At 61.3% G+C, this 24,573-nt stretch carries 23 protein-coding genes; 10 read left to right on the forward strand and 13 right to left on the reverse strand.

Annotation, left to right across the window (positions count from 1 at the left end; translation table 11 throughout):
- Positions 1 to 32: 32 nt before the first annotated feature.
- The 7 genes from addA to regB form a co-directional block, all read right to left on the reverse strand.
- Positions 33 to 3,365 carry a double-strand break repair helicase AddA gene (gene addA / locus AKV04_RS12620; RefSeq protein ID WP_054006761.1) on the reverse strand — a complete coding sequence of 1,111 codons (3,333 nt, stop codon included), beginning with the start codon at positions 3,363 to 3,365 and terminating at the stop codon, positions 33 to 35.
- Positions 3,362 to 6,322 (reverse strand): double-strand break repair protein AddB, encoded by a 2,961-nt coding sequence (gene addB, locus AKV04_RS12625; protein ID WP_054006762.1) that lies wholly within the window; start codon positions 6,320 to 6,322, stop codon positions 3,362 to 3,364. The genes addA and addB overlap by 4 nt, the downstream gene beginning before the upstream one ends.
- A complete protein-coding gene (locus tag AKV04_RS12630; protein ID WP_054006763.1) occupies positions 6,315 to 6,998 on the reverse strand; it encodes a nucleotidyltransferase family protein in 684 nt (227 codons plus the stop codon). Before AKV04_RS12630 ends, addB begins: the two co-directional genes overlap by 8 nt.
- On the reverse strand, positions 6,980 to 7,990 hold the full coding sequence (locus AKV04_RS12635; RefSeq protein ID WP_054006764.1) for an aminoglycoside phosphotransferase family protein: 1,011 nt from the start codon (positions 7,988 to 7,990) through the stop codon (positions 6,980 to 6,982). The genes AKV04_RS12630 and AKV04_RS12635 overlap by 19 nt, the downstream gene beginning before the upstream one ends.
- Positions 7,987 to 8,460, reverse strand: coding sequence for a tRNA (adenosine(37)-N6)-threonylcarbamoyltransferase complex ATPase subunit type 1 TsaE (gene tsaE / locus AKV04_RS12640; protein WP_054006765.1), 474 nt, complete (start codon positions 8,458 to 8,460; stop codon positions 7,987 to 7,989). The genes AKV04_RS12635 and tsaE overlap by 4 nt, the downstream gene beginning before the upstream one ends.
- Positions 8,461 to 8,504: 44 nt before the next feature.
- Entirely contained in the window at positions 8,505 to 10,073 is a 1,569-nt protein-coding gene (locus AKV04_RS12645) for a PAS-domain containing protein (protein ID WP_054006766.1), read from the reverse strand.
- Between the two features lie 105 nt (positions 10,074 to 10,178).
- Positions 10,179 to 11,567: a sensor histidine kinase RegB gene (regB, locus tag AKV04_RS12650; protein ID WP_054006767.1), complete on the reverse strand. Its 1,389-nt coding sequence runs from the start codon at positions 11,565 to 11,567 to the stop codon at positions 10,179 to 10,181.
- Between the two features lie 93 nt (positions 11,568 to 11,660).
- Between regB and AKV04_RS12655 the strand changes: the two genes are divergently transcribed.
- The 3 genes from AKV04_RS12655 (at position 11,661) to AKV04_RS12665 (ending at position 13,291) form a co-directional block, all read left to right on the forward strand.
- Positions 11,661 to 12,293, forward strand: coding sequence for an SCO family protein (locus AKV04_RS12655; RefSeq protein ID WP_054006768.1), 633 nt, complete (start codon positions 11,661 to 11,663; stop codon positions 12,291 to 12,293).
- Positions 12,294 to 12,354: 61 nt separating this feature from the next.
- Complete coding sequence (locus AKV04_RS12660) at positions 12,355 to 12,909, forward strand: ActR/PrrA/RegA family redox response regulator transcription factor (protein ID WP_054006769.1); 555 nt, start codon at positions 12,355 to 12,357, stop codon at positions 12,907 to 12,909.
- A 67-nt stretch (positions 12,910 to 12,976) separates the two neighbouring features.
- Positions 12,977 to 13,291 carry an H-NS histone family protein gene (locus AKV04_RS12665; protein WP_054006770.1) on the forward strand — a complete coding sequence of 105 codons (315 nt, stop codon included), beginning with the start codon at positions 12,977 to 12,979 and terminating at the stop codon, positions 13,289 to 13,291.
- A gap of 31 nt (positions 13,292 to 13,322) precedes the next feature.
- Here AKV04_RS12665 and AKV04_RS12670 read toward each other — a convergent pair whose 3' ends face one another.
- Positions 13,323 to 14,198 (reverse strand): LysR family transcriptional regulator, encoded by an 876-nt coding sequence (locus AKV04_RS12670; protein WP_082351624.1) that lies wholly within the window; start codon positions 14,196 to 14,198, stop codon positions 13,323 to 13,325.
- A gap of 97 nt (positions 14,199 to 14,295) precedes the next feature.
- Here AKV04_RS12670 and AKV04_RS27570 point away from each other — a divergent pair, with 97 nt between their 5' ends.
- Entirely contained in the window at positions 14,296 to 14,424 is a 129-nt protein-coding gene (locus AKV04_RS27570) for a hypothetical protein (RefSeq protein WP_268871794.1), read from the forward strand.
- On the opposite strand, the gene AKV04_RS12675 is transcribed toward AKV04_RS27570, so the two are convergent.
- Positions 14,421 to 15,014 (reverse strand): HD domain-containing protein, encoded by a 594-nt coding sequence (locus tag AKV04_RS12675; protein ID WP_202905613.1) that lies wholly within the window; start codon positions 15,012 to 15,014, stop codon positions 14,421 to 14,423. The genes AKV04_RS27570 and AKV04_RS12675 overlap by 4 nt on opposite strands.
- A gap of 102 nt (positions 15,015 to 15,116) precedes the next feature.
- Between AKV04_RS12675 and ahcY the strand changes: the two genes are divergently transcribed.
- The 3 genes from ahcY to AKV04_RS12690 all read left to right on the forward strand — a co-directional run bounded on the left by ahcY (position 15,117) and on the right by AKV04_RS12690 (position 18,325).
- Complete coding sequence (gene ahcY, locus AKV04_RS12680) at positions 15,117 to 16,505, forward strand: adenosylhomocysteinase (protein ID WP_054006773.1); 1,389 nt, start codon at positions 15,117 to 15,119, stop codon at positions 16,503 to 16,505.
- 193 nt (positions 16,506 to 16,698) lie between these two features.
- The gene (locus AKV04_RS12685; protein ID WP_054006774.1) at positions 16,699 to 17,043 is read left to right on the forward strand and encodes a DUF2853 family protein; all 345 of its coding nucleotides are present in this window, start codon (positions 16,699 to 16,701) and stop codon (positions 17,041 to 17,043) included.
- Positions 17,044 to 17,128: 85 nt separating this feature from the next.
- On the forward strand, positions 17,129 to 18,325 hold the full coding sequence (locus AKV04_RS12690) for an MFS transporter (protein ID WP_054006775.1): 1,197 nt from the start codon (positions 17,129 to 17,131) through the stop codon (positions 18,323 to 18,325).
- 174 nt (positions 18,326 to 18,499) lie between these two features.
- Here AKV04_RS12690 and AKV04_RS12695 read toward each other — a convergent pair whose 3' ends face one another.
- Genes AKV04_RS12695 through tsaD form a run of 4 tightly spaced genes read right to left on the reverse strand, consistent with a single transcriptional unit; the run spans position 18,500 to position 21,233 of the window.
- Complete coding sequence (locus tag AKV04_RS12695; protein WP_054006776.1) at positions 18,500 to 18,916, reverse strand: EVE domain-containing protein; 417 nt, start codon at positions 18,914 to 18,916, stop codon at positions 18,500 to 18,502.
- A complete protein-coding gene (locus tag AKV04_RS12700; RefSeq protein ID WP_054006777.1) occupies positions 18,916 to 19,185 on the reverse strand; it encodes a YciI family protein in 270 nt (89 codons plus the stop codon). Before AKV04_RS12700 ends, AKV04_RS12695 begins: the two co-directional genes overlap by 1 nt.
- Before the next feature lie 3 nt (positions 19,186 to 19,188).
- Complete coding sequence (locus tag AKV04_RS12705; RefSeq protein WP_054006778.1) at positions 19,189 to 20,139, reverse strand: NAD(P)H-dependent glycerol-3-phosphate dehydrogenase; 951 nt, start codon at positions 20,137 to 20,139, stop codon at positions 19,189 to 19,191.
- On the reverse strand, positions 20,136 to 21,233 hold the full coding sequence (tsaD, locus tag AKV04_RS12710; RefSeq protein WP_054006779.1) for a tRNA (adenosine(37)-N6)-threonylcarbamoyltransferase complex transferase subunit TsaD: 1,098 nt from the start codon (positions 21,231 to 21,233) through the stop codon (positions 20,136 to 20,138). Before tsaD ends, AKV04_RS12705 begins: the two co-directional genes overlap by 4 nt.
- 45 nt (positions 21,234 to 21,278) lie before the next feature.
- Here tsaD and AKV04_RS12715 point away from each other — a divergent pair, with 45 nt between their 5' ends.
- The 3 genes from AKV04_RS12715 to AKV04_RS12725 all read left to right on the forward strand — a co-directional run bounded on the left by AKV04_RS12715 (position 21,279) and on the right by AKV04_RS12725 (position 24,539).
- Positions 21,279 to 21,986, forward strand: a complete 708-nt coding sequence (locus AKV04_RS12715; RefSeq protein ID WP_235815627.1) for a uroporphyrinogen-III synthase — start codon at positions 21,279 to 21,281, stop codon at positions 21,984 to 21,986.
- A gap of 87 nt (positions 21,987 to 22,073) precedes the next feature.
- On the forward strand, positions 22,074 to 23,069 hold the full coding sequence (locus AKV04_RS12720) for a COG4223 family protein (protein WP_054006781.1): 996 nt from the start codon (positions 22,074 to 22,076) through the stop codon (positions 23,067 to 23,069).
- Positions 23,070 to 23,078: 9 nt separating this feature from the next.
- On the forward strand, positions 23,079 to 24,539 hold the full coding sequence (locus AKV04_RS12725; RefSeq protein ID WP_054006782.1) for a heme biosynthesis protein HemY: 1,461 nt from the start codon (positions 23,079 to 23,081) through the stop codon (positions 24,537 to 24,539).
- The last annotated feature ends 34 nt before the right edge of the window (positions 24,540 to 24,573 follow it).

Raw genomic sequence — 24,573 nt, forward strand, 5'->3', positions numbered from 1 at the left:
GGCATTGAACTTAGGGACGGCGGGGGCGGACGTCAAGGGATAGTGCTGCGTTGCATAGCAGCCCGCACAATATCGGGGGGCAGCGGCATCAGGGTGGCGGTGCGGGTCCACAGGACTGCGGTGTCGATGCGGTGGCTGGGGTAGATTTGGCGCAGGGCTTCGGCATAGGCGGCCATCTGCCGCAGGATGCCTTCGGGGGTTTCTACAGCGGTGGCGGGGGTGCGGTGGTTGGATTTGAAATCGACGGCGAGGATGTGATCTGCGGCGATCAACAGGCGGTCGATGGTGCCCTGCATGGGCTGGCCGTTGAAGGTGGCGGTGAAGGTGACTTCGGCGAGGGCTTCGGGTGCGAAGATATGGGGGTGGGTTGTCAGAACGGCTTCGGCCTCGGCTATGAGGTCGGCGCATTGGCCGGGGTCGGGGATCAGGGCGGCGCTGAGAGCGGGCCAATCGGCACGGGGGGTATTGGGCAGATATTCAAGCAGAAGATGCAAAGCGGTGCCACGGGCTTTGGCGGCGTCTTCCCCAGAGCCATCGGTTTCACCGGGTAGCAGCTTTGCGCCGCCGAGATTGGAGGGAGAGAGGGGCTGCGGGGGGCGTTCGGGGGTTGCGGCGAGAGTCGTTGCCCAGAGGGGGGTTTCGGGCGATTTTGGCAAGATTAGAAACTGTTTTGGTGCTGGATCAGGCCAACTGCCAAAGCTGTGGCGCAATGCGCCATCGGCGATGGGTTCGGACCCTGCGGCCTGCATGCCCTGCTGGACCAGCTTATACCACGCGCCATCCTTCTTTGCTTCGCCCGCGCCGCAGACGATAAGCCAGGTGCGGGCGCGGGTGAGGGCGACGTAGAGCAGGCGGAGGCTTTCTTCCTCACCCTTATCTTTGCGCAAGCTGCGCGCGGTGGCAATCGGTGGCGGGCTTTCGTCAGACGGGGTTTTCCAGACGGGGATGCCATCTTCCATCGCGTAAATCTCATCGCGGTCTTGCGGGGTGCGGTCGCAGGTGTCTGGCAGGATCACCAAGGGTGCTTCCAGACCCTTTGCGCCGTGGACGGTCATCACGCGGATGCGGTGGCCTTCGCTGTCCATCTGGCGCTTGACCTCGATGTCATCGGTTTCCATCCAGATCAGAAATCCGGTCAGACTGGGGACTTCGTTGCGTTCGAAGGCGAGAGCTTGGGAGAGGAATTCGTCAATGCCGTCTTCCGCTTCGGGGCCAAGCCGGGTGAGCAGGCGGCGGCGGCCGTCGTGGCGGGTCAGAGCGCGTTCGATCAGATCATAGGGGCGCAGGAAGTCAGCGTTGTTGCGCAGATCGTGCAGCATGGAAAGCGTTTCGGGGTGGTCGGTGGTATCGCGCAAGGTTTCCCACAGGAAGCCTTTGCGGGGTTGGGCGAGGGCGTAAAGCTCGGCTTCGGTCCAGCCGCAGAGCGGGGAGCGCAGGAGGGCTGCAAGCGACAGATCATCCTCGGGTGTGGCGAGGAAGGACAGCAGGGCGGCGAGGTCTTTCACCGCCAGTTCCGCGCCGAGTTTCAGGCGGTCTGCGCCTGCAATGGGGAGGTTGGCTTTTTTGCAGGCGCGGATGATTTCGGAGAACAGGGCGGAGCGGCGCTGCACGAGGATCAGCACATCGCCCGCGTGCAGAGGGCGGCTTAGGTTTGGGTCTTCTTCTTTATCGACGGGAATTTGGGTGCCCGCGTCGATCAGCGCTTTGATATGGCTGGCGATTTGTTCGGCTAGCCGTGCGGTGTGGTGGGTATCGGTGATCAGGTCAACGGGGTCTTCCCAGTTTTCATCTTTGGGGTCTTCGGATTTTTCCAGAAGCGGCCAGAGATCTACCCGGCCCGGCAGATCGGATTTGAAGGCGAGGTGGTGGACAGATGAGCCCATCGCTTTGGGGAAGCGGTCGGCGAAGGTTTCATCGACGACGCGCAGAATCGCGGTGGACGAGCGGAAGGAATATTCGAGATCGAGGCGGACGAAGTTCTTTTGCGCAGCTCGGAATTTGGTTTGGAAATCGGTCTGTTTTTCGTCGAAAGCGGCGACGTCCGCGCCTTGGAAGGAATAGATCGACTGTTTTTTATCACCGACGACGAACAAAGTGCGGGTTTCATCGCGGGTGCCTTGGCCTGCGGTAAATTCAGCAGACAGCAGTTCGATCACGCGCCATTGGTCGGGGCTGGTGTCTTGCGCCTCATCGACGAGGATATGGTCGATGCCGCCATCAAGCCGGAACAGCACCCATGCGGCGACGGAAGGATCGGTCAGCAGGGCCTTGGCGCGGGTGATCAGATCGTCGAAGTCGAGGAAGCCTCGGGCGGATTTTGCGGATTCGTAGAGCGGCAGGAAACTGGCGGCGAAGCGGTGCAGAATGGCGGTTTTCTGGGCGGCTTGCAAGGCGATGCGGCGGGGGCGGGCGGCTTCGACTCGCAGCATCAGGGCGTCGAGTTGCGGCAGGTGGTTGCCGATCAGCTTTTGCGTGGGTTTGGTGGGCAGCGCGCCGATTTTCGCGCCGTATGGGGCTTTGGCGGTGCCGCCGTAGAGCAGGGTGTTTTCTAGGGCGCCTAGGGTGGCGAGGCTGGGGGCAGTTAGATCGAGGGCGGCGAGTTTTGCGGCAGTTTTGCTATCGGTGGGGCCGCCGTTTTGCAGGGCGGGCAGGATGTTGGCGATCAGATCGGATTCAATACCGAGCAGCACATCGGCCAGCAGGGTTTGAGGGATTTCCACATTGGGAACATTGAACAAATCACGGGATTGGGCCTCGGTCAGCGATTTGGTGAACCCTGCGCGTTTGGCCGAGACTTGCTCCATCAGCGCGGTGAAATCTTCGCCGGTATAGGCGCGGGCGACTTCGGCCATGATTTCGGGGGCGCGAAATTCGGCCATTTCTTCGACGATGTTTTCGCGCAGCAGGCGGGCTGCGCGGTCGTCGAGTTCAGTGAATTGCGGGGAGACGCCCGCTTCGAGGGGGAAGCGGCGCAGCAGTGTGGCGCAGAAGCTGTGGATGGTTTGGATGCGCAAGCCGCCGGGGGTTTCAATCGCGCGGGCGAACAGTTGTCGGGCTTTGGCGAGGGCACCGGGGGCGTGGCGTGTGTCGTCGCCTAGGTCGGCGAGGGCGCGGTGAAGGTCGGCATCGGGCTTCATTGCCCATTCGCCCAAGCGGCGGAACAGGCGGTTCTGCATCTCGGTCGCGGCGGCTTTGGTGTAGGTGAGGCAAAGGATGTGCTGGGGTTCAACGCCGCGCAGCAGCAGGCGGGCGACGCGGTCGGTCAGCACGCGGGTTTTGCCGGAACCTGCGTTGGCGGAAAGCCAGACGGTGTCGGCTGGGTTGGAGGCTTGGACTTGGCGTTCGGAGGCATCGTTGCGGGTCATTCTGGCTCTCCGACTTGTTCTGGTCCAACCATTTCTGGCACGGCGCGGTCGGACATTTCCCATTCGCCAAAGCGTGAGAGGTGGTCGTAGTCGCCCGCGTGGCGGACCTCAAACAGCGCGCGGCGGGCGGTGTAGCCGGTGCTGCGGCGCAGGTAGCGGGAGATGAGAGTCAGCAGTTTTTCCCAGTGTTCGGTCAGCAGAGCCTCGGTGATGTCGGTTTCCACCACGTCCTCGCTGGTGCCGAGACCGATGTAGCTGATTTTTGCGACGTCAGAGGGGCCGAGATCGGCGAAACCGCCACGGTCGGCCATCACGGCGGCGAGCAGAAGTTGTTTGGCGTATTGCTTTTGCTGGGCGGCTTTGGGGGCGGCTCCGGTTTTGTAGTCGATGAGATGCAGGGTTCCGTCGGGGAGGCGGTCAATGCGGTCGGGGGTGCCGAACAGGGTGAAATCGAGGGGGGCGAGTTTGAGGGCACCTTGGGTTTCCAGCGCAAGCGAGGTTCCGCCGTGTTTGGCGTCTTGGGTCAGGAAATGGTCGGCGGCGCGGTCGAGTTTCGCCAACCACAAAGCGCGGGCGGCGGGGAAGGGGGATTCTTGCGCAAGGACTTCGCGGGCGAGCGTGAGCAGGCGGGTGCGGGCCTCAGCGCGGGTTTCGGTTTCGGGACGGGTTTTGACGAACCGCTCCAGCACCTCATGCACGATGATGCCACGGTCGCGGGCGTCGGGGGTTTGGTGCAGTGGGTCGAGTGGATTGAGCCGCAGGATGTAGCGGGCGTAGATGGCGTAGGGGTCGCGGATCAGGCGTTCGATATTGGTGAGCGACAGTTTGGGCGGGCGCGCGGCGATGGGCGGCTGCGGGGCGGGACGTTTAGCGGGGTGCAGGCGGGGGTCGGCCTGTTGCGCAGGCGTGGGCTGTTCTAGGGCGCGAGCGAGAGTGAGCCATTTGGTGCCGCGCGCGCGCATTTCGGCCAGCGCCTGCTTGCCATTTTGCTGCGGCAGACCGTCCATTAGGTTCATCAGGCGATTGAGCCAGCGGCTCGGGACGGTTTCCGCCTCGGCATTGCGGATGGCGCGCGATAGGATCACATGGGGGGCGGCGATGGCTTGTTGGTAGTCGTGGGCGGAGAGGCCGATTTGACGTTCTGGCAATAACAGAGCCGCTTTTTTGCGCATCGAGCGGTTCAACCACGGGTCGGGTTCGGGAAGTTTTGGCCAGATGCCATCGTTGAGGCCGCCAAGGATCACCAGATCAGCGCCTTGGACGCGAGCCTCTAAGGTGCCCCAGATCATGATGTTGGGGTGGGCTTGCACGGGTTCGCGGACCTCGCCTTTGTTGACGAGAGCCTCGAACAGATCGCGGTATTCAGTGACGGAGCAAGTGCCGCCGTAGGGGGCTTCGGCGGCGAGGGTTTCCATCAGGGCGAGGGCTTCGATCCCGGCGGCCTTATCCCAAAGTGCGCCAGTGTCGCAGGGGTCAAGACCGCGTGCCAAGGATTCGGACAAGGCGCGGTGTTGGGAAACGTGATCGGCCAGCGGCCGACGCGGAATTTGGTCGAGGTTTTGCAGCGTGTCGGCGAGGAATTGCGCCCATGGCAAAGCGTTGTCGGTGCGCGCTTTCGCCCATTCCAGCAGATCGGGACCAGTGGGGAAGGCAGGGCCGGTTTTGCGGAGTTTGAGTTCGAGATAGCGGGTCAGCAGCAGATGCGGGCCGCGCGCCGTGCCAGACGCCGTCAGCGGGTGTTTCAGGATGGTCAGCAGGCTGTCGGCGGTCAACCGTTGACCGAGCAAAGCGGCGGTGTGGCGCAGGAATCGGCCGGGGGCGGAGAGCGCCAAGGGGCGGCCTGCGGAATCGTCGGGCAGGATCGCCCAACGGTCGAGGGCGGCGGTGACTTGGCGGCTTAGGTTGCGGTCGGGGGTGATCAGCGCGGCCTTGGTGCCAGCTTCGGCGGCCTCGCGCAGGATCATCGCGATGGCGAGGGCCTCGGCACGCGGGGAGGCGGCTTCGATCAGGGTGAGGCTTTCGGTGGCGCGGGGTAGATTGGGCAGGTTTGGGCCTTCGACCAGCCATTGATCGGTGACGGGGGCGGGGCGGAGGGACAGCGAAATCAAGCGGTTGCGGTTGGGGTCTGGCGGGAGGGTGTTTCGCCAGGGTTTGATACTGCTGGGGGAGATGTGCAGCAGGTCTGTCAGGTGGCGGAAGCGGTATTGCGGATGATCTTCGGCGGTGAGCGCATCGTCCATCGCCTGCCAGACGCTGGAGGGTGTGTCAAAATCGAAGCCGGGCAGGATCAGCGCGCCTTGTGGCAGGCCCGCGACCGCCTGCATCAGCAGGGCGGTGGTGCCGCGTGAGCCCGTGGAGCCTGCGATCAGCACCGGGTCTTGCGGCGGGGCGCTTTGCCAGCGCTGGGCAAGTTGCTGCACGGCGAGGCGTTGGCGCGATTCGGCATCGGCGGCATCGCTGAACAGCGGGGCAACGATGCGCAGGAAGGTTTGGGTTCTTTCCCAGTGTTTGGAATGGGTTGAAACATCGAGGGCGGCGATAGCCTCTGCTGGAACGCCCTCGCCCTGCATTTCATCCATCAGATTGGCGAGGCTGTCGGCGAGGTCATAAAGCGCCGCGCGAGGGGCGAGATCGGGCTGGGCGTCGAGCAGTTTGGCGATGAGTTCGGCCATTTGCAGGCGACGACGCAGTGGGGGAATGGTGGGGGTAAGGTTGAGGCTGGGATCTTTTGCGAGATCGCTGAGCAGCAGCAGGCGCGGCAAGAAGCGCGCGCCATGGGTCGCGAATAGGTCGCTGACGCGGCGCACCATGCGGGCGGTGTTGAGGTAAATCGTGACGCGCGCCATGGCTTCTGGCGGCTGGTGCGCCATACGCTCGATCAGGCCCGCGACCAGTTCGGCGGGAAAATCTGTGCCGGGCGGCAGGGCGAAAATGCGGGGGGTGTAAGGGTTAAACATGCAAGGACTCAGCCAGTGCAATGCCTTCGGGGCGACCTACATCGCACCAGCCGCCGTGATGGATCAGGCCGTAGGCGCGGTTGTTGGCGATGGCAATATCCCAGAGGAGATTCAGGCTGAAAACAGGATCTGATATGGCGGAAAGACCTTGGGTCTTGAGAATTTGCGCGCCGAGATATATCGGGGCGTTGACACCGTTTGCGCGGGAAATGCGGCCGTTAGGATCAAGGTGGAAGTCGCCTTTGCCGCTGTGGCCGAGGGCGTTTTCGGCAGGAAGCAGCAGGAGTAGCGCATCCATTTTAGCCGGATCCCAAGCGGTGAGCAGTTGGGTGAGGGGGTTTTGCCCAGTCCACACCGCGTCGGTGTTCAGGGTCAGCACCGGGCCATCGCCAAGCAGCGGAAGGGCGGCTTTCAGACCGCCACCGGTTTCGAGGATCTGGTTGCGCTCCCATGAAAACAGGACGTCGCGGTTTTTCAGGTGGTCGGCGATTTGATCGCCAAGATAGTGCAGGTTTACCACGATTTTTGCGATCCCCGCCGCGTCGGCAACAGCTAAGGCGTGGTCGATCAGCGGTTTCCCGGCCACGTCGATCAGCGGTTTCGGTCGATGGGCGGTCAAGGCACCCATGCGGGTGCCGAAGCCTGCGGCGAAAAGCATTAACGGAAGTGGCCGCATTGGGCACCTATTCGGGCAAGGGCTTCGGGGGTGGGTTCGGGCAGCAGGCGGGCGCATATTTTGGCGAGCGGGGCGAGTTCTGGCTCGGAGAGGTTGCGCTGCAGGTGGTGCCAGACGCGGGGGATCAAGCGAACGTAGTTGGATTTGCCGCTCTGCAGGCAGAGGCGAGCGAAAATTCCGATGATGCGCAGAGCGCGCTGCGCGCCAAGCGTGGCATAGGTGGGGCGGAAGCTGTCTGCCGTGGTGCCGGTTTGCAGACAGAAAGCGCGGATCATCGCGGCCTCCGTTTCACGTGAAACATCCCTTCGGGCGTCTTGCAGCAATGAGACGAGATCGTAGCCGGGCTGGCCAAGTTGGGCGAGTTGGAAATCCAGCACGCCGACGCGGGCAAGGCCGGGCCGATCCGGCAGCCAAAGCAGGTTTTCGGCGTGATAATCGCGAAGGATAATCACGCGCGGGCCGTCGGCATGGCGCGATAGCGCATCGGTGAGGATGTTGCCGAAATCGGCAGGCTCGATGCGGTCGCCAGTGATTGCGAAACGATACCAATCGAGCGCAAAGCAGGCGGCCTCGGCCCAATCCTGCGCGGTCAGATTGGCGAGGTTGGCGGCGGGTGAATGGCGTTGCAGATGGGCAAGGACCTGCGTTGCCGCCGTATAGAGACTGTTTTCTCGGGACGGAGCCATTTTCAGAAGGGTGGCATAGATATTGTCACCCAAGTCCTCTAACAGTAGAAAGCCGTTTTCCAGATCCTGTGCGTAGCAACTTGGAGCAGAGAGGCCGATGGCCGAAAGATGCGCGGCAATTGCCAGAAATGTTGCCGGATCATCGCCCTTTCCCGGCGGCGCATCCATCAGGACGGCGGTTTTCGCGCCTTGCTCAAGCCGATCATAGCTGCGATCCGAAGCGTCTCCGGCGAGAAACCGACGATTGGCATTGCCCCAGCCGGCTTGGGTCAGAAATGCCTGCGATAAGGCGGCGCGGTCGTTCATTGCGACCAACTTTGGGCGAACTCTGCCAGCAGATCGGGGTGGTCCGGCGCAGTCAGCGTGACATTCCGACCCTCTCCGCTGGTCGATAGCGCTATTCGAATAGCATGAGCGGGCGTCAAGCGACCCAAACGGTCCGGCCATTCAATCAGACAAATCGCTTGTGAAAGCGCGTCTTCCAGCCCCAGCTCGGCAACCTCATCGGGATGCGACAGACGGTAAAGATCGGCGTGCCAGATCTCGACATCGGCCTGATAGGTCTGCACGAGGGTGAAGGTGGGCGAGGGCACATCCTCCATCCGACCCAAGCGGGCGCGGATCAGGGCGCGGGCGAGATGGCTTTTGCCGGCACCAATCGGACCTTCCAGCAACACAGAATCGCCCGCGCTTAGCCGCGATGCCAGCCAGCGGCCAAGATCGGCGGTGTCGTCCTCAGAGGGCAAAAAGGCGGTAACGGCATGCGGCTTTGTCATGCGCCAAGTCTACCCTCCCCACCCGCCGCTGCAAGTCGCGAAGTTCAGGCGCGCCGCAGGCCCGCACCTTCGGCCAATCTCGTCTGGCCTGACTCGGAGGGCGGCACGGGCCGGAAGGTTGCCAGCGTTGACCCCCCCGCCAAAGGCGCGAATTTGCATCCGATCAGACGGCCATCCAGCAGCCGCACCTCGCCGCGCCAGCTGTCACGGTCACCGACGGTGGCGACGTATTCTTCGACTTCGGCCCAGATTGCACTGGGGGCTGATTGCACGCGCCAATGTGCTGACAAAGTGCGGACGGTGTTGTCTCCCAAGGTTTCCCCCGGATCATGGCCCCACAGCGCGGCATAGCTGTTGTTCGACATCACCAACTGCCCCGATTGCGAAAACACCGCAATCGCCTCATCCATATGATCAATCACCGATTGGCCAAGCTCCAGATCGGCGCGGTAGCGGCGGGTGCGCAGCATTTCCGACGAGATATCTTCGATCAACAGCGCCAAGGCCCCATTCGGATGCGGTCGCCCGACCACCCGATAGGTTTGGCCATCGGGCAGGCTCCAGGTTTCCTCATAAAGCCCGGTAGCGGCGGCCTTTTCGATCTCGACAATCTGCCGCCGCCAGTCGCGATAATCTTTCGGCTCTGGCAGCATTTTGCGATCCCGCATCGCATCCAGCACCGCCAGCAGCGAGGGGCGCAGCGACAGAAAATCGGCGGGCAGTTGGGTCAGATCCATCAAAGCGGGGTTGAACAGTTGCAATTTGCGCTGACGGTCAAAGATCGCAAGGCCAATCGGCAGTTGCGCAAAGGTTTTGGTCAGGGTTTGCATAAAATCGCGCAACGCACCTTCCGCCTGCACCGCCGAATCGGCAGGGATAGCGAACATCAGATCGCCGTCCGCCTCGGCTCGGCTCGAGATATCGAACCAGAGCGCAGGCTTGCCGACAGCCACCAGACTTTGCCTTTGATCCTTGCCCGATTTCGCCGCCGACCGGTTAAACAACCTAGGCAGCGGCCAGCCCAATTCTTTGTCCTCACCCAGAACGTCACAGGCCTGCAACAGATAGGGTCCATTTGCCCAGACCACGTCACCCGCCGTATTCTCACGCCACAACAAGACCGGCGCGGTCGCGACGGTTTCACGCAGCAGCGCCAATTCATCCAGCATTGCGCGCTGGGCAATCGCATCGCCCGCCGAGAGATGGCCGTCTTTGCTCGCATCAATCAGCGTCAGTTTGGTCAACCCGCCCGCATGTTCCGCCTTCAGGATCAAGGGCGTGGCATTTCCCACCGAAGGCAGTTCAATCGCGCCATCGTTTTGCAGCCGCTGCAACTGCGCCTCTAAATCTTCAAACCGCGCGGTCAGGAACGCCATCAACCGGCCCCAGGCGGGCCCTTTCATCGGGCTGGCCGCCAAAAGTGCGCGGGCATTGGCGGTACTATCGACCATAATCTCACCATCAAACATAAACAGCGTCTCACTGCCGGTATCGGTGAAGACGCTGGCTTGCACCGGAAACTCGCGGGCGGGTAGCAGCCACAACGCCAGCATCCCAATACAGGCCGCCATCAGCGAAGCCGCAACCACGGCGAGAATAAGCGGAAAAATCATCCGAAAGCCCCATCTTAATGGGAGGGTCCCATGTTTTGATCAACCTAAGGAGTAGATCGTTAATAGGGGGTTAAGGATAGCGCAGTCATGCAGGCTTTTATGCCGCTAGCCGATAAAGCGCTGGTTTTCACCCAAAGCCCCTGCCGTTTCAGCGAGAATATCTGCGGCCTTCCATGTCACCTCGACAATCGCCCCGGATCGCGCCGGGCGTTCTTCTGGCGACAGGAACGGGTCGGCGGCATTGGCGAAAGACAATTCGGCCCCGGTGCGCTCTAGCAGGGTTTTGGCGATGAATAGGCCCAGCCCCATGCCCTCATATTCGGGACGCCGCGCCAGATCCTGCTCATCACGGCGCGAGCGCACGAACGGGTCGCCGATCCGCCCCAGCACTTGCGCCGGAAAGCCTTCGCCGTCGTCGATGATGCGCAGCAGGATGCGATCCGGTGCATATTGCGCATCAACCCAGACCGTACTGCGGGCGAAATCCACCGCATTCTGCACCAGATTGCGAAGCCCGTGGATCAGTTCGGGGCGGCGCACCACTACGGGCGGCAGGCCTGCCCCTGCCATGGTGAAGATCACCTCGATGCCGCGCGCCATGTGCGGCTCGGCGGCCTCTTGCAGCACGGTTTCCAACGGGGCTTGCCGCAGCAGCAGATCATCCTTCCCGGCCTTGCCCATCGAGCGCAAGATATCGCGGCAGCGGTTGGCTTGTTCGTGGATCAGCCGGGCGTCTTCGGCGAGATCGGGGTGATCCGCGAGTTCATCCATCATCTCAGAGCTGATCAGCTTGATCGTCGCCAAGGGCGTACCCAATTCATGCGCGGCGGCGGCGACCACACCGCCAAGGTCGGTCAGCTTTTGCTCACGCGCCAAAGCCATTTGCGTCGCCAAAAGTGCGTCGGACATCAAGCGCATCTCGGTCGCCACCCGACGCGAATACAGGCCAAGAAAGGCGATGCCGATCAGCAAAGACAGCCAGAATCCGAAGGTAAACAGGCTGGGGATGGCGAATATGGTGCCATCGGCCAGCCGCAGGGGGATGTTGAGCAGGCCGATCAAGGTGACAAAGGCTGCCGCGAGCACACCAAGGATCAAGGTGCTGCGCAGTTCCAATGCGCTGGCAGATACCGTCACTGGGGCCAGTACCAGCAGCGCAAAGGGGTTGGCCAGTCCGCCGGTCAGGAACAACAGAAAGCACAGTTGGGCCAGATCGAACAGCAGCGTCAGCATCGCCTCAAGCTCGGTCAGCCGCTTGTTCTGCGGGAAGATGAACATCGCGATCAGATTGGCAATGACCGCCAGCCCAACCGCCAGAAAACACAAGCCCAGAGGCAGTTGCATGCCATAATAGCGCGTTGCCACCAAAAGCGCCGCCAACTGACCAAAGCTTGCCATCCAGCGCTGAAAGATCAACGTTCGCAGCCGCAGCCAATCCGCCCGCTCGGGCCGAAAATGTGCGGATTGGGCGGTTATGTCACGCTGGTTTGACATGGGATGCCTTGGCGGGGGCTGGCCATTACGGCGGCTTTGCGATTGATAAGGGTTGGTTCGGCGCGGATCAATGCGCAATGAGGAGGGCGAGTAATGTTAGAGAACTATGCAAAGCTGGCGGTCGTTGCCGTTGTCGCATTTTTCGGTGTCTTTGGTGGATACTTATGGAACAAAGACCGAGAGGCTCGCACCAATGATCCTTTCGCCGATTGCCGCACGTCTGCTATTGCCGGGGGCGGTGGCGAGATTGGCGGGCCGTTTACGCTGGTGGATGAAGACGGCAAGACGGTGACCGACAAAGATGTGCTGGCCAAGCCATCGCTGGTCTATTTTGGCTACAGCTTTTGCCCGGATGTTTGCCCGCTGGATGGCGCGCGCAATGCCGAGGCGGTGGATTTGCTGAAGGCCAAGGGTCTGGATGTCACCCCGGTTTTTATCTCAATCGACCCCGAACGCGACACGCCTGCGGTGCTGAAGGATTTCACCGCCAACCTGCATCCCGACATGATCGGTCTGACCGGCACGCTTGAGCAAGTGCAGGCGGCGTCACGCGCTTATAAGACCTATTTCAAAAAGCAGGACACCGGCGATCAGTATTACATGATGGATCATTCGACCTTCACCTATCTGATGCTGCCCGGCAGTGGCTTCGCTGATTTCTTCACCCGTGATGATACCGCCGAACAAATCGCCACCCGCGCTGCTTGCTTTATTGAGAAAAGCTAGGGCGCGTTTGACGATAAGCCTTTAGCGGCCTAGGTTAGCAGACGAATGAACGGGGGATTTCATGGCAGATGATCTTGGCGAAGAACTGGGACCGGATCGCAGCTTGTTGTTGGTCGATGATGACGAGGTTTTCGTCAAGCGCCTCGCCAAAGCGATGGAAAAGCGCGGGTTTTTGCCGGAAACCGCAGGCAGCGTGGCGGCAGGGCGGGCGATTGCGCTGGCACGTCCTCCGGCCTATGCGGTGATTGACCTGCGGCTGGAAGATGGCAATGGGCTGGACGTGGTGGAAACCCTGCGCGAGCGTCGGCCGGATTGCCGGATCGTGGTGTTGACCGGCTATGGCGCGATTGCGACGGCGGTGGCGGCGGTTAAAATCGGTGCGACGGATTATCTCTCGAAACCCGCCGATGCGAATGATGTGATGCAGGCCCTGCTCGCCAAAGGCGCTGCAATGCCGGAACCGCCGGAAAATCCAATGTCGGCAGACCGGGTGCGCTGGGAACATATCCAGCGGGTCTATGAGATGTGCGACCGCAACGTTTCAGAAACCGCGCGTCGACTTTCGATGCATCGGCGGACTTTGCAGCGGATTCTCGCCAAACGTAGCCCAAAATAAGCGAGTACTTGAAAGAATAATCCTTTCAGCCTAAATGGCTTTACCATAGTCCTGAAAGGATGCTTACGTGACCATTGATATCAACGGGCTGTCTCTTAAAGAGTTGAAAGATCTGCAATCGCAAGTGGTAAAGGCTATTGCGTCCTTTGAGGATCGCAAAAAGAAAGAGGCTCTTGCCGAGATTGAAGAATTCGCCCGCGCGAAGGGCTTTTCTCTGGCTGAGCTGACCGGCGTGACGGTTGCGCGCAAACGCTCGCCAGCTGTCGCGAAATACGCCAATCCGGCGGATTCATCGGACACCTGGTCGGGCCGTGGCCGCAAACCGCGTTGGTTTGCAGCAGCATTGGCTGCGGGCAAGCAGCCGGACGAAATGTCGATCTGATCTTTCGCAGGTAAGAAAACCGAAGGCCGCCTCAAATGGCGGCCTTCAGCCATTTCATGAAGGTTTTCAACTCGGCGCGTTTCGGGCCCGGCCTTGTGACCAAATAATAGGCAAGGCTTTCATCCTTAATCTCGCCCACAGCGATCAGATCACCGCTTTCCAGATCTTTCTCCATCAAGGCGGCGGCTTCAACATGCAGGCCCAAACCCTGCCGCGCAGCGGAAAGTGCCAATTCTTCGGTTGGAATGTAGGTGATGTTCATCGCATCTGGTTTCAGCCCAAAACTGCGCAACCAAATCAAAGCCTCGGGCCAATCCGGTTCAATCACCCAAGGCATTGCCGACATTTCTGAGGTGGTTAGTCCTTCACGCTCCTGCAACAGCGCCGGCGCGGCGACAATGATGTAATGCGCCGAGGTCAGAAACTCGGCCTCCACTCCCGGCCATTTGCCATCGCCAAAGCGGATCGCCAGATCAAGGCTGTCGCGGCGCAAGTCCATCACGCGATGTTCGGGGTGCAGCGATAATCCGATTTCGGGATGCGCCTTCCAGAACGCCCCCAGACGCGGGATCAGCCATTGCGCAGCGAAAGCCGGGGTCAGCGTCACCCGCAGCGGCGCGTTGGGATCGGCGCCGCGCAGATCATTCACCGCAACTTCAATGCCGTGGAAACCGTCGGTCAGCGCCTGCGCCAGCTTTGCGCCCTCAGCGGTCAGTGCCAGCCCGCGACCCTGCCGATAGATCAACTCGCGCCCCAGATCAGCCTCAAGGGCGCGCACCTGTTGCGCGATGGCGGCGTGGGTGACGTTCAGATCGCGGGCGGCGCGGGAAAAATTTTGCAACCGTGCAGCCGCCTCAAACGCCCGCAAGGCAGTGAGGGAGGGGAAGCTTTTCCAGTCTACAGACATGATAGCCAATCTAACAGTTTGGAAAAATCGCTGACTCGGGGCTTGGGCTGAAATGCGCTATAAACACGCTATGACAACAAGAAAATAGGAGCAAGTCATGTTAAACATTCTCGCAGATGCCCTGCTGATCGCCCTGCGCGCCAGCCCGGCCCCAACTCCGCGCGATCGCTTTCCCAGCCGTCCGACGGAAGCCCGTTGGACCAAGCAAACCAGCGATCGGGTTTAGGTCTTGAGCGCCGCCAGCAAATCCAAATGCCGCGCGACATAATCCGCCCGCACCTGTGCGGGCGGTCTTAGTTTTATCTCCAGCCCACGCAACAACGCGGTATCCGGCCTGCCAAACAGCTTGTCCGCCTCGGGTTCCGAAAACCCTGCGATCTGCACCGCCTCAAGCCAAGCCGAGATTTTATCCGCCGCCTTGATGGCCTTTTTCACTACCACCGGCAGCACCGCAGGCAGACCAAAGCGCAGATGCACCGCCGCTGTCAGCCGCAGATCCAGTTCCGTATAGCTTGGCCCCACCGCAGATTTCACCGGGCTGATCATATCACCAATCACATATTCCGGCGCGTCATGCAGCAAAGCCGCTAGCTGCCAACGCGGATTGGCAGGGTTCTGGCGCGCGTAGATTTCTTCGACCAGCAAAGAATGTTCCGCCACCGAATAGGCAAAATCGCCCCGCGTCTGACCGTTCCAGCGCGCCACAAACGCCAAGCCATGCGCGATATCGGCGATCTCGATATCCATCGGCGTCGGGTCCAGCAGGTCAAGCCTGCGGCCAGATAGCATCCGTTGCCATGCGCGCGGTTGTTTCATGACGGCCTCCTGCCGCATTTTCCTGCCACTCACGGCCTCTGTTGTCGAGAGGTCCTGTAAATGCTATCTGCCCCGCAACCATAGGATCAAGGAGTGCGCCAGATGGCGAAAGATTACATCGTTAAGGATATTGCGCTGGCTGCATATGGCCGCAAAGAACTGGTCATCGCTGAAACCGAAATGCCGGGCCTGATGGCCTGCCGCGAGGAATTTGGCACCACCAAGCCGCTGAAAGGCGCGCGGATTGTCGGCTCGCTGCACATGACGATACAAACCGCTGCCTTGATTGAGACGCTGACCGCGCTTGGTGCCGATGTGCGCTGGGCGTCTTGCAACATCTTCTCGACCCAAGACCACGCAGCTGCGGCCATCGCCGAAGCTGGTGTCCCGGTGTTTGCCATCAAGGGCCAGACCCTGACCGAGCATTGGGATTATCTTGACCGTTCCTTCATGTTCCCTGATGGTGCAAACATGATCCTCGACGATGGCGGCGACGCGACGCTGTATGTGCTGCTCGGCGCGCGGATGGAGGCGGGTGAAGACGTGCTGTCCGTGCCGCAATCCGAAGAAGAAGAAGTCATCAAGCTGCAAATCCAGAAGCGGATGAAGCAATCGCCGGGCTGGTTCGCCAAAACCAAAGCCGCGATCAAAGGCGTTTCCGAAGAAACCACCACCGGCGTGCATCGTCTCTATGATCTGCACAAAAAGGGCCAACTGCCCTTCCCGGCGATCAATGTCAACGACAGCGTCACCAAGTCGAAATTCGACAACAAATACGGCTGCAAGGAATCGCTGGTGGATGGTATCCGCCGTGCGACCGACACCATGATGGCGGGTAAGGTGGCTGTTGTGTGTGGTTACGGCGATGTGGGTAAAGGCTCGGCGGCGTCCCTGCGTGGTGCGGGTGCCCGCGTCAAAGTCACCGAAGTCGATCCGATCTGCGCGCTGCAAGCCGCGATGGACGGCTATGAAGTGACGCTGCTGGAAGATGAAGTCGCCAACGCCGATATCTTCATCACCACCACTGGCAATCGCGACGTCATTCGTATCGAGCATCTGCGCGAGATGAAGGATATGGCCATTGTCGGTAACATCGGCCATTTCGACAACGAGATCCAAGTTGCAGCCCTGAAAAACCACAAATGGACCAACATCAAAGAGCAGGTCGATATGATCGAGATGCCCTCGGGCAATCGCATCATACTGCTGTCAGAAGGCCGCTTGTTGAACCTTGGCAACGCCACTGGGCATCCGTCTTTCGTGATGTCGGCGTCGTTCACCAACCAAGTTCTGGCGCAGATCGAACTCTGGACCAAGGGCGAAGATTACGCACCGGGTGTCTATATCCTGCCGAAAGAACTGGATGAGAAAGTCGCCCGCCTGCACCTGAAGAAAATCGGCGTCAAGCTGACCGAGCTGCGCAAGGATCAGGCGGATTACATCGGCGTGAAAGTCGAAGGCCCGTTCAAGGCCGAACACTACCGCTACTGAGTTCTGACACATCCAGCGCTGGCCCGGGGGAAACCTCGGGCCTTTTGCGTTGTGACGTTGCGTCAGATGGTCTCCGCCGAAGGGGGAACCTGTAGCCATATTTCCCTTTGAGTGAATTACTCCATCGCCTAATGTACGGCCACCCTGCCCCATCTGGCAGCTTTATCGGTCCGACAAACGAGGGATTATTGGAATGAGCAAGCGTGACGATCTGATCGCGAAATACGCCGAAGATTTGAAAAACAAGTGCAAGATCAACCCGGATATGGATCTGCTGACCAAAGTGACCATTGGTTGCGGTCCGGCGATTTATAACGCCGACAGCGCGACTGTCGCGGGTTCGGACAACTCTGAGCTGGAAACTGTGAAGAATAACTTCCTGATCAAAAAGCTGGGTCTGGCTGACAGCCCGGCGCTGATGGAAGCGATCAATGCGGTGATCGACACCTATGGTCGCGGTGAGCGCAACAAATATCGCGCCGTGGTCTATTACATGCTGACCAAGCATTTCAGCAAAGAAGCCGTTTACGCCAAATGATCTGCGGGCCGCGATAGGCCTCTCCAGACATTGCCATTTCCAGAAAGCCGCGCGATGGTGCGGGGCTTTCTGCGAAAGGTTTCCAATGTCTGCCGAACCTCACCCCTCGCAAACCGCTGACGCCACGGTCGTGCCGATCATTCTGGCCGTCGCCTTGGGGCATCTTCTGAACGATCTGATGCAATCGCTGATCCCGGCAGCCTATCCGCTGCTGAAGGACAATCTGGCGCTTTCCTTCGCGCAGATCGGTTTGATTACATTGGTGTTTCAGGGCACCGCTTCGATCCTGCAACCGCTGATCGGGCTTTATACCGACAAACGACCCCTACCCTATGCTTTGGCGGCGGGCATGGCTTCGACGGGGATTGGTCTGGTGCTGCTGGCCAATGCGCAAACCTTCGCGGCGGTGCTGGGGTCGGTTGCGATGATCGGGCTTGGCTCGTCGATCTTCCATCCCGAAGCATCGCGGATCGCCCGGTTGGCTGCCGGGATGCGACCCGGATTCGCACAATCTTTGTTTCAGGTCGGCGGCAATGCGGGCTCTGCTTTGGGTCCGCTGGCGGCTGCCTTTGTGGTGATGGAGCGCGGGCAAGTCTCGATTGAATGGTTCGCCGGGGTGGCGATGCTGGGCATGGTGCTGCTGTGGCTGGTGGGGCGCTGGTATACTGCCGTTGGCGCGGGGCGTGCCGTGGCGCGGCGGAGCAGGGCACGGTCAGCGGTGGCAGTGCCGAAAGCCACGGTGCGCTTGGGGATGTTCATTCTGATCGTGCTGATGACCTCGAAGTTCCTCTATTCTGTGTCGCTGTCGAACTATTACACCTTCTACCTGATCGAGCGCTTTGGCCTCAGTGTCGGGCAATCGCAGATCTGTTTGTTCATCTTTCTGGCGGCTGTGGCGGCTGGCACGATCATTGGCGGGCCCATCGGCGACAAGATCGGACGTCGCAAGGTGATCCTGTGGTCGATCCTCGGTATCCTGCCGCTGACTTTGGCGATGCCGTGGCTGCCACTAGTGCCAACCGTGCTGGTCGCGGCGCTCGCCGGGCTGATGCTGGCCTCGGCCTTCCCGGCAATGGTGGTCTATGCGCAAGATTTGATGCCGCACAGCACCGGAATGGTGGCCGGCCTGTTGTTCGGGCTGGCTTTCGGCATCGCCGCTTTTGGCGCGGCAGGGCTTGGTGTGCTGGCGGATGCGTGGGGAATCGTGGCGGTTTACAAAATCTGCGCCTATCTGCCGTTGCTGGGTCTGGCCGCGTTTTTCCTGCCAGAGCCGAAGGCCTGATCGTTTCGATTTGATATAATTCCCAAGCACTTGCCGTTTGCGCGACTCGGCAGCTTTGCGTAGTTTGAAGGAACAGGCAGTAGCCTAGGACCTTTTACAGAACACGTGTGGTGCTGAGGGAGCACGTGGGGTGGATGGGGGGTCCTTTAGGGGTAATGGGCCCCCCGTTTCCAATCAGCTTAAACCGCCCAGATTGCAGATGATCCGCCATTCGTCAGCCGTCACTGGCTGCACCGAAAGCCGCGCGTTGTTGATCAAGACCATCTTCTCCAGCCCCGGCTGCACCTTGCAAGTCTCCAGCGTCACAGGCCGCAACAGGGGCTGCACCGCCCGGATGCAAACACAATCCCAGCGCGGATCATCGGACGTGCTGTCAGGCTGCGACTCACGGCAAACCTCGACAATCCCGACAATCTCTTTGCCGATGTTTGAGTGGTAGAAATACCCGAGGTCCCCCACCTGCATCGCCCGCATGTTGTTGCGCGCCTGATAGTTGCGCACGCCATGCCATTCCTCACCCGCAGCCCCGCGCGCGACTTGGTCGGGCCAGCCCCATGTGTCAGGCTCGGATTTGAACAGCCAGAAACCCATCAGCCGATGACCTTTTTCCACTCGCTGATCATCACGCTATCAAACAGACCTGCCTTGGCATAGGGGTCGGCTGCGGCCCAAGCTTCGGCCTCTGCCAGGGTTTCGACGTTCAGCACCACGAGACTGCCGGTCATCGCGCCATTGTCCAGAAACGGCCCGGCCATTTCCACCACGCCCGAGGCTTCGATATGCGCCAGATGCGCGGTGCGATTGTCCAGTCGGGTTTGCAGATGGTCGGGTTTGTCTTTGCAGATAAGGGCGACGCGCATGGGTTACTCCTGTTTCAAAGGGCGGGACAGCAGGGCTGAGATCGCCTGCGGCAAGGTGATGTGTTGGTCGATCAAGGCGGCGATCATCGCGGTGATCGGCATGTCAATTTGCATGATTTTGGCCATGTTAGAGACTGCTTTTGCGGTGGCCGCCCCCTCGACGGTGACATTGGGGTCGAAAGCCTGACCCGCGCCAAGCGCCTGACCAAAGCGGAAGTTCCGCGATTGAGTCGAGGTGCAGGTCAGCACCAGATCGCCAAATCCCGACAGCCCCGCCAGCGTTTCCGCCCGCCCGCCCAACGCCTGCGCAAGTCGGGCCATCTCGGCATACCCCCGCGTCATCAAGGCCGCACGGGCGGAATCGCCAAGCCCTGCGCCCATCACGATGCCAGCAGCAATGGCGATGACGTTTTTCAAAGCGCCACCCAGTTCCGCCCCGATCACATCCGTGGTGCGATACAGGCGCAACGTCGGCGTGGACAGCAGATGTTGCAAAGCCTCACCTTCAGCGCAGGCCAAGGTCAACGCGGTGGGTAGGCCGCGCGCGATATCGGCGGCGAAACTCGGGCCGGTCAGAATGGCGAAAGGTGACTCCGGGCAGGCCGCCTCGATCAGCGCAGTGGGGCCTTTCAGCGTGGTCAAATCAACCCCTTTGCAGCAGGCCACCAGCGGCAGGCCGTTCAGCGCACGATTGGCGAAAAGAAAGCCGCGAAGTGCTTGCATCGGTAGCGAGAGAAGCACCACCTCTGCCCCGGTCAAATCTGCGATATCTGCCGTAACAGAGATTGTTTTGGGCAGATTGATCCCCGGCAGTCGCGCTTCATTGGCGCCGGAGCGGGCGATTTCGGCAATATGCGCTGCGTCGCGCGCCCAGAGCCGCACGTCACGACCCTCGCGGCCCAAAGCCACTGCTAAGGCCGTGCCAAACGCGCCTGCGCCCACAATCCCGATCATGCTTTGGCCCCCTTCTTGCCGGAACCGATCATGGGCGCAGCGGTCGCGTCCAGCGGCCAGCGCGGGCGGGCGACCAGATCCATGCCGTCAATAGCCCCCGCACGAAACCGCTCAATCCCCGCCCAGCCGATCATCGCCGCATTGTCGGTGCAAAGCTGCAAGGGCGGGGCGAGGAAGCGGGTACCAGCTTGCGCACAAACCGTCTCTAACCTTGCCCGAATGGCCGTATTCGCGGCCACACCACCAGCCACGGCGAGTGCAGGCTCGACGGGAGAAAGCTCGGCATAGATCGCCAAGGCGCGGCGGGTTTTCTCGGCCAGAACTTCGGCCACGGCCAGTTGAAATCCAGCGCAGAGATCGCGGCGGTCTTGCAGGGTGAACCCGCCCTTTTCGGCAATCACCGCATCGCGGGCGCGCAGCAAAGCAGTTTTCAGGCCCGAGAACGACATATCGCAGCCGGGGCGATCCAGCAGCGGGCGCGGGAAGGTGAAACGCTTCGGATTCCCCAGCGCGGCCTCGGCCTGCACGGCGGGACCGCCGGGTTGCGGCAGACCCAAAAGCTTGGCGGTTTTGTCAAAGGCCTCGCCGGGTGCGTCATCAATCGTGCCGCCAAGCCGTTGAAACTGTTCAGCAGAATGCACGATCAAGAACTGGCAATGCCCGCCCGACACCAGCAGCATCAGGTAGGGAAACGCCAGTTGATCGGTCAGTCGCGGCGTCAAGGCATGACCTGCGAGGTGATTCACCCCCACCATCGGCAAGCCAGTTGCCAGCGAAAGCCCCTTCGCCAGCATCACGCCAGACAACACGCCGCCGATCAACCCCGGCCCCGCCGTCACCGCAATGCCATCCAAGCCAGCCAAAGTGACGCCGCTTTCTGCCAACGCCTGCTCCACACAATGATCCAACCGCTCGGCATGGGCGCGGGCGGCGATTTCCGGCACCACGCCGCCGAACGCCGCGTGCAGGGCGGTCTGGCCTTCGACAACCGACGACAAAATCTGCGGCAGCTGCCCCGGCTCATGACGGATCACGGCGGCGGCGGTATCGTCGCAGCTGGACTCGATGCCCAGAAAGGTAAGGGTTTCCACCATGGTCCGCCGTTGATTGCTTGCCATATCGCAGGTAACACCAAGGGCATGGCCAGACAATCCCAACCCACCATCCTGCTGACGCGGCCCTTGGCGCAGAGCCAACGGTTTGCGGATCAGATCGGCGGTGCGTTGATTTCTCCCTTGATGCGGCCGGAATTTTTGTCGCCTCCTCTGCCGTCTGGCGATTTTACCGCCATTGTGCTGACCTCTGAGACTGGGGTGGAAGCTGCCGGGCGGATTTCCGCTGCCGGGACCGCGCTACCGAAACAAGCGTTCTGTGTCGGCAATCGCACGGCTGCGGCGGCACGGGCGGTGGGGTTTAAGGCCAGCTCGGCTTCGGGCGCTGCCGATGATCTGCTGGCGCATATCATTGCGGCCGCGCCAGTTGGGCGTCTGCTGTTGCTGCGGGGGCAAGACAGCGCGGGTGATTTGGAGAAAAGGCTGATTTCGGCAGGAATAGAGACTGTTTCACTGGTCATCTATCGGCAGATAGTCCAAAGCTTGACTGACATAGCCATCGCGGTGCTGCAAGAATCCGGCCCGGTGATCCTGCCGATTTTTTCGCCGCGCTCTGCAAAACTGCTGGCGGACGAATTGCGGCGCATTGCGGCAAAAGCGCCGATCTGGCTGGCGGCACTCAGCCCTGCTGTGGCGGAAGCCTTTGATTTTACTACGGTGTTTACCGAAATCGCCAGCCGCCCGGACAGTGCGGCGATGCAGCGGGCGGTTCAGGCGCTGCGTGGGCGTGGATGACTTCTTGAACCACTGCGGTCCTCGGCCTAACTTCAAAGCAACAGCGGCCGCAGTGCGATGGCCCAAAGCGCAAAAGCGAGGTCTGCGATGACTGACACAGAGACGAGCGAGCTTGAGGCACCCCCGGTGATTGCGTCGGAGCCGGTCAAGCCCGCAGACCCTGCACGCAGGCCGGGTTGGGTCGCGCCTATATTGGGCGGGGTGATCGCTGCGGGGTTAGGCTATGGTCTGGCGCAGTATTTGCCGGGGGGCTGGCCCATTCAGGATACTTCTGCGCTGCAAGCGGCGCTGACCGCGCAACAGGCCGAAACGGAAAGCCTGAAGGCGCAGATTGCCGAACTTGCAGCGCGGCCGATTGCCGGACCGGATAGCGACCTTGAGGCGCGGGTGGCGGCGTTGGCCGATCAGGCTGCCCCAGATATAGCACCGCTTCAGCAGCAGATTGCGGCGTTGGAACAGCGGCTGACGGCTATTGAAGCCATGCCGATCAGCGGCAATGCACCCTCGGCTGCAGCGCTTGCGGCTCAGAAAGCGGCGGCGGATGCGGTGTTGAAGCAGGCTGAAGACACGGCCGCGCGGATCAAAGCAGATGCCGAAGCTACGGCGAAAGCGTCTGAGGCCCGCGCGGCTTTGGGTCGGGTGCAGGCGGCTTTGGACAGTGGCTCGGCCTATGCCTCGGCTTTGCCCGTTTTGGGCGATGTGCCTGCAGTGTTGGCGGAAAATGCGCAAACCGGGTTGCCGACCTTGGCCGCGCTACAAGATGCGTTTCCGGCGGCCTCGCGTGCAGCTTTAGAGGCGGCCTTGCGGGCGAATATGGGCGAAAGTTGGTCGGACCGGGTGGCGAATTTCCTGCGCACCCAGACCGGGGCGCGATCCTTGACGCCGCATGAAGGCAATGACCCCGATGCGATCTTGTCGCGGGCCGAAGCCGCGCTGGCGGCGGGCGATATTCCTGCCGCACTGACCGAAATAGCCGCACTTCCCCCCGAAGCGGCGACGGTTTTGAGCGATTGGCAGGCCATGGCGCAAAAGCGGCAGGCAGCAGTCGCGGCAGTTGCGGGCCTTGCCGCAGCGATGCAATAGGAGCACGCGATGATCTGGTCACTGATCAAGGTTCTGCTGTTCATCGCCGCGATTGCGGGTCTGACCTACGGCGCGGATATGCTGCTGCACAGCGACGACGGCGTGCGGATTTCGATGGGCGGCTGGGAGTTTACGCTTGGCCCATTGCAGACCGCGATCCTGCTGCTGCTCTTGGTGGTGGCCCTATGGGGGTTGATGAAGCTGGTGGGTTTCATTGTCGCAACTCTGCGCTTTCTGAATGGCGATGAAACCGCGATCTCGCGCTATTTCGACCGCAATCGCGAACGCAAAGGTTATCAGGCGCTGAACGATGGGCTGATGGCGCTGGCCGCAGGCGAGGGGCGCTTGGCGCTGATGCGGGCGCAGCGGGCGGCGAAGTTTCTGGAACGACCGGAATTGACCACGTTGCTGGTGGCGCAGGCGGCGGAGGCTGCGGGCGATACCAAGCGCGCGACCGAGGCCTATAAGACCCTGCTGGCCAGTGATTCCTCGCGCTTTGTCGGGATTCGCGGGCTGATGAAGCAAAAGCTGGCGGAAGGCGACACCGACACCGCGCTGGCTTTGGCCGAGAAGGCGTTTGCGCTAAAACCGAAGCACGCCGAGACGCAGGATATTTTGCTGAAGCTGCAATCGGAGAAAGCCGATTGGAAGGGCGCGCGGGTGACTTTGGGAGCCAAGCTGAAGGGCGGGGCGTTGCCGAAGGACGTATATCGTCGGCGGGATGCCGTGCTGGCCTTGCAAGAGGCGCGCGGGGTGATGGATGAAACCGCGACGGTCGAGGCGCGCGAAGCTGCGATTGAGGCTAACAGGAAGTCGCCCGATCTGATTCCGGCGGCGGTGATGGCCGGGCGCGGATTGATCGACAAGGGTGACAAGAAATCCGCCACCCGTGTGCTGAAAAAGGCGTGGGAGATGCTGCCGCATCCGGAGATTGCCGCCGCCTTTGCCGAGATTGAACCCGACGAAGTGCCGCAGCAACGCCTGAAACGCTTCCGCGCGCTGACGGCGATCCACCCTGACAGCGACGAAACGCGCCTGCTGCTCGCCGAGTTGAACATCACCGCCGAGGAATTCCCCGCAGCGCGCCGCGCGCTGGGCGATCTGATCACCCGGCATCCGACACAACGCGCCTTGGCTATTATGGCGGCGATAGAACGTGGCGAAGGCAGCGATGACGCGGTGGTGCGCGGCTGGTTGTCGAAGGCGCTGACAGCCCCACGCGGGCCGCAATGGTGCTGCGATAAATGCCAGGCGATCCACAGCCTGTGGCAGCCGATCTGTGAGAATTGCGGCGGCTTTGACACGCTCAGCTGGCGTGAGCCGGTCGAGGTGAACGGACCCAGTGTGACCGGGGCGGAGTTGTTGCCGCTGCTGGTCAGCGCACCCGTAGTTGTGGCGGCTGTGGTGCCAGATGTGGTGGCAAAGCCCGAGATCATCGACCTTGCCGCCGTGGCGCGGAGTGCAAATTGAACGGCGTGGCGGGGGTTGACTTCGTTTTGGCCGC

Source organism: Cypionkella psychrotolerans, assembly GCF_001294535.1.
In the GTDB taxonomy this organism is placed as follows: Bacteria; Pseudomonadota; Alphaproteobacteria; order Rhodobacterales; family Rhodobacteraceae; genus Cypionkella; species Cypionkella psychrotolerans.

Coding starts and splice junctions, on each gene's coding strand:
- addA (WP_054006761.1), bottom strand. CDS start 3,365: ATGACCCGCAACGATGCCTCCGAACGCCAAGTCCAAGCCTCCAACCCA.
- addB (WP_054006762.1), bottom strand. CDS start 6,322: ATGTTTAACCCTTACACCCCCCGCATTTTCGCCCTGCCGCCCGGCACA.
- AKV04_RS12630 (WP_054006763.1), bottom strand. CDS start 6,998: ATGCGGCCACTTCCGTTAATGCTTTTCGCCGCAGGCTTCGGCACCCGC.
- AKV04_RS12635 (WP_054006764.1), bottom strand. CDS start 7,990: ATGAACGACCGCGCCGCCTTATCGCAGGCATTTCTGACCCAAGCCGGC.
- tsaE (WP_054006765.1), bottom strand. CDS start 8,460: ATGACAAAGCCGCATGCCGTTACCGCCTTTTTGCCCTCTGAGGACGAC.
- AKV04_RS12645 (WP_054006766.1), bottom strand. CDS start 10,073: ATGATTTTTCCGCTTATTCTCGCCGTGGTTGCGGCTTCGCTGATGGCG.
- regB (WP_054006767.1), bottom strand. CDS start 11,567: ATGTCAAACCAGCGTGACATAACCGCCCAATCCGCACATTTTCGGCCC.
- AKV04_RS12655 (WP_054006768.1), top strand. CDS start 11,661: ATGTTAGAGAACTATGCAAAGCTGGCGGTCGTTGCCGTTGTCGCATTT.
- AKV04_RS12660 (WP_054006769.1), top strand. CDS start 12,355: ATGGCAGATGATCTTGGCGAAGAACTGGGACCGGATCGCAGCTTGTTG.
- AKV04_RS12670 (WP_082351624.1), bottom strand. CDS start 14,198: ATGTCTGTAGACTGGAAAAGCTTCCCCTCCCTCACTGCCTTGCGGGCG.
- AKV04_RS27570 (WP_268871794.1), top strand. CDS start 14,296: ATGTTAAACATTCTCGCAGATGCCCTGCTGATCGCCCTGCGCGCCAGC.
- AKV04_RS12675 (WP_202905613.1), bottom strand. CDS start 15,014: ATGAAACAACCGCGCGCATGGCAACGGATGCTATCTGGCCGCAGGCTT.
- ahcY (WP_054006773.1), top strand. CDS start 15,117: ATGGCGAAAGATTACATCGTTAAGGATATTGCGCTGGCTGCATATGGC.
- AKV04_RS12685 (WP_054006774.1), top strand. CDS start 16,699: ATGAGCAAGCGTGACGATCTGATCGCGAAATACGCCGAAGATTTGAAA.
- AKV04_RS12690 (WP_054006775.1), top strand. CDS start 17,129: ATGTCTGCCGAACCTCACCCCTCGCAAACCGCTGACGCCACGGTCGTG.
- AKV04_RS12695 (WP_054006776.1), bottom strand. CDS start 18,916: ATGGGTTTCTGGCTGTTCAAATCCGAGCCTGACACATGGGGCTGGCCC.
- AKV04_RS12700 (WP_054006777.1), bottom strand. CDS start 19,185: ATGCGCGTCGCCCTTATCTGCAAAGACAAACCCGACCATCTGCAAACC.
- AKV04_RS12705 (WP_054006778.1), bottom strand. CDS start 20,139: ATGATCGGGATTGTGGGCGCAGGCGCGTTTGGCACGGCCTTAGCAGTG.
- tsaD (WP_054006779.1), bottom strand. CDS start 21,233: ATGGTGGAAACCCTTACCTTTCTGGGCATCGAGTCCAGCTGCGACGAT.
- AKV04_RS12715 (WP_235815627.1), top strand. CDS start 21,279: ATGGCCAGACAATCCCAACCCACCATCCTGCTGACGCGGCCCTTGGCG.
- AKV04_RS12720 (WP_054006781.1), top strand. CDS start 22,074: ATGACTGACACAGAGACGAGCGAGCTTGAGGCACCCCCGGTGATTGCG.
- AKV04_RS12725 (WP_054006782.1), top strand. CDS start 23,079: ATGATCTGGTCACTGATCAAGGTTCTGCTGTTCATCGCCGCGATTGCG.